At 70.6% G+C, this 2953-nt stretch carries 3 protein-coding genes, 1 tRNA gene and 1 pseudogene; 3 read left to right on the top strand and 2 right to left on the bottom strand.

From position 1 onward, the window contains the following. Positions 1–724: trans-sulfuration enzyme family protein (locus tag C1I93_RS29985; protein WP_181445383.1), on the top strand; the 724-nt coding region annotated here is incomplete at its 5' end. 86 nt (positions 725–810) lie between these two features. Here the strand turns inward: C1I93_RS29985 and C1I93_RS29980 are convergent. Beyond that, complete coding sequence (locus C1I93_RS29980) at positions 811–1560, bottom strand: terminase gpP N-terminus-related DNA-binding protein (RefSeq protein WP_111246600.1); 750 nt, start codon at positions 1558–1560, stop codon at positions 811–813. Positions 1561–1593: 33 nt separating this feature from the next. After that, a tRNA-Leu gene (locus C1I93_RS29975) sits at positions 1594–1668 on the bottom strand. 94 nt (positions 1669–1762) lie between these two features. Here C1I93_RS29975 and C1I93_RS29970 point away from each other — a divergent pair. Together C1I93_RS29970 and C1I93_RS29965 are read left to right on the top strand one after the other, a co-directional pair. Continuing rightward, on the top strand, positions 1763–2383 hold the full coding sequence (locus C1I93_RS29970) for an ANTAR domain-containing response regulator (RefSeq protein WP_111246599.1): 621 nt from the start codon (positions 1763–1765) through the stop codon (positions 2381–2383). Positions 2384–2432: 49 nt separating this feature from the next. Beyond that, a pseudogene (locus tag C1I93_RS29965) lies at positions 2433–2953 on the top strand (hypothetical protein); the annotation flags it as partial.

Raw genomic sequence — 2953 nt, 5'->3', positions numbered from 1 at the left:
CCGCCCCGACACCGCCCTGGTCATCGCCGAAACCCCGGCCAACCCCACCCTCGACCTGATCGACATCGCCGCCCTGGCACGTGCCGCCGGGAACGTGCCGCTGCTCGTCGACAACACCGTCGCCACCCCGGTGCTCCAACAACCCACCCGGCACGGCGCCCGACTCGTCCTGCACAGCGCCACCAAGAGCATCGGCGGCCACGGCGACGTCCTCGCCGGAGCGCTCGCCTGCGACACCGACTGGGCCGTCCAACTGCGCCAGGTCCGCGCCCTCACCGGCGCAATCCTGCACCCGCTCGGGGCATACCTGCTGCACCGCGGCCTGCAAACCCTGCCGGTACGGGTCCGCGCCCAACAGGCCGGCGCGGAGAAACTCGCCGCCTGGCTCAGCGACCACCCGGCCGTCACCCGGGTGCACCACCCCGGCCTCGACGACCCGGCCGGGCTCGTCGGCCGGCAGATGTCCGGCCCCGGCAGCCTGCTCGCCTTCGAGGTACGCGGCGGCGCAACCGCCGCGGCGACGGTCGCCGGCGCCTGCCGACTGATCACCCACGCCGTCTCCCTCGGCGGCGTCGACACCCTCATCCAGCACCCGGCGTCACTGACCCACCGCCCGGTCGAGCAGCACGCGAAACCCGACGGTGGGCTGCTGCGCCTCTCGGTCGGCCTGGAGGACCCGGAGGACCTGTGCGCCGACCTGGCCCAAGCGCTCGCCACGAGCTGACCACCCGAGCCCGGCGCGCTGCGTCCCGGCCGGCCACTCGGGCTCGTCGCGCTCTCGGAAGCCCTGGCCGGTCGGTTGTCGGCCGGTCAGGACTTCGGGCCGACGTGCCGGTCCAGCGCGGTGACCGCCTCCCGGCGGGCGACGGAGAGAGAGTTGGGGCGGTTCATCTTCCAGGCGATGCCGAGCAGGTCCAACGCCCACTGGCACAGCCCCATGATGTCGGCCGACTCGTTGACGAACATGTAGCGCGGGTAGACGTACGCCTTGCCGCGCACGGTGACCCGGTTCGACACCCGGCAGCCATCGGAGTGGAAAAGCCCCCGCAGGAAATCACCGGCTTGTGCTGTCAGGATCTCCCACTGCCACCCGGCCAGGATGATCGGCCGCTCGTGCTTCTTGCCCGGACCGTGCTGTGGTAGCAGGCAGGGCCAATGGGTGCCGTAGCTCTGCACTCCCACACAGCCCTGCTTCTGCACCCGCTGCACTGAATTGGCCAGCACCGCTCGCATGGCGTTCTCGCACAGGTCGATCAAGTTCGGCCACGCGTCCGAGCAGTAGATGCGGAGAACCGGCACCCGGGCGCTGGTGACGAGATGGCCGTCACCGAGGTAGAGGCCGAGGAGATAGGCGTACTCGGCGGGCTCTGTCGGATAGCCAATATCTGGTCGGCAGCGGAAGCAGCGAAGTGCGGTGGCCTCTTGCTTCGGCTCCGGTCGGTCCTTGCACCAATACCTGACCGTGGCGTAGGGAAGCGAGACGGCTCGGGCGACCTCCGACACGGTCGCACCAGCAAGGTAGAGACTCCTTGCTCTGGCCCGGATCTCAGGTGAATGCACGGGTGCATTTTCGAATGTCTGTACGACAGTTTGTGCCCCCGGTGGGACTCGAACCCACACTTTATGCAGTTTGAGTGCATTGCCTCATGCCAGTTGGGCTACGGGGGCTTCCGTGATCCCTGCGCCATAGACTACCCACTAGGCTAGGGGCGGCGACACCCGGTACCGCGGGTGTCGGGGCTCAGACTGGTGGGAGTGGCTCGTGGCCGAGACGCAGACGGATGTCGCGCGCAGGCGGGTGTTGATCGCCGAGGACGAGGCGCTGATCCGGCTGGACCTGGCCGAGATGCTGGCCGAGGAAGGCTACGAGGTGGTCGGCGAGGCCGGCGACGGCGAGACCGCCGTCCGGCTGGCCGAGGAGCTGAAGCCCGATCTGGTGATCCTCGACATCAAGATGCCGATCATGGACGGGCTGGCCGCCGCCGAGCGGATCGCCGGTGCCCGGATCGCTCCGGTGATCATTCTGACCGCGTTCAGCCAGCGGGACCTGGTGGAGCGGGCCCGGGCGGCGGGCGCGATGGCGTACCTCGTGAAGCCGTTCCAGAAGAGCGACCTGGTGCCGGCGGTGGAGATCGCGCTCTCCCGCTACTCGGAGATCGCCGCGCTGGAGGCCGAGGTCGCCGGGCTGAACGACCGGCTGGAGGTCCGCAAGACCGTGGAGCGGGCCAAGGGCGCGCTGATGACCACGTACAACATGACCGAGCCGCAGGCGTTCAAGTGGATCCAGCGCACCGCGATGGACCACCGGATGACCATGAAGGAGGTCTCCGAGCGGATCCTCGCCGAGACCGCCGGCGGTGAGGTGGAGCAGCCGGCGTCCTGAGCGGGTTCCGGGTCCCGCGGAAACGGCGGGCGTCGATAGTATCGACGCCGTGGTGATCCGCCGGCTGGTCGCGGTCGTCGCGGGCCTGGTGACGGTGCTGGCCGGTTGCGCGGGCCCGAGCGCCCCTGCGCTTGCGTCACCGCTGCGCCCGGCCTGGCAGTCAGCGGCGCTCCCCGTCCCACCGGGCAGCTCCGGCCGGTCCATGGTGCGCGACGCGGTGATCTGTGCCGGTCGGTGGTTCGCCGTCGGCGGGGTCGCCGACGCCGCCGGGCAGACCGTCCCGGCGGCGTGGAGCAGTTCGGATGGACGGGTCTGGTCGGCACTGCGGATCGCGCCGTCGAGTTTTTACGGTCGACGGCATGTGCTCTACGCGGTGGCCTGTCGGGACGGTCGGCTGGCGGCGTTGGGCGCGGCGAGCGGGGGCGCGCACGGCAATCCCCGTACCGCCACCTGGTGGTGGGAGCCGGAGGGCACGCTGCGGGAGGTGCCGGCGCCGGTCGGGTTGTACGGCGGTGAGCGGGCGGTGAGTGTGTCCCGGTTGGCGGCCGGGCCGGGCGGGTGGCTTGTGGT

Source organism: Micromonospora endophytica, from assembly GCF_003236305.1.
GTDB classification, from domain to species: domain Bacteria; phylum Actinomycetota; class Actinomycetes; order Mycobacteriales; family Micromonosporaceae; genus Micromonospora; species Micromonospora endophytica.
Note: the sequence above shows the minus strand (reverse complement) of the source record. Positions and strands in the feature narration are given on the sequence as shown.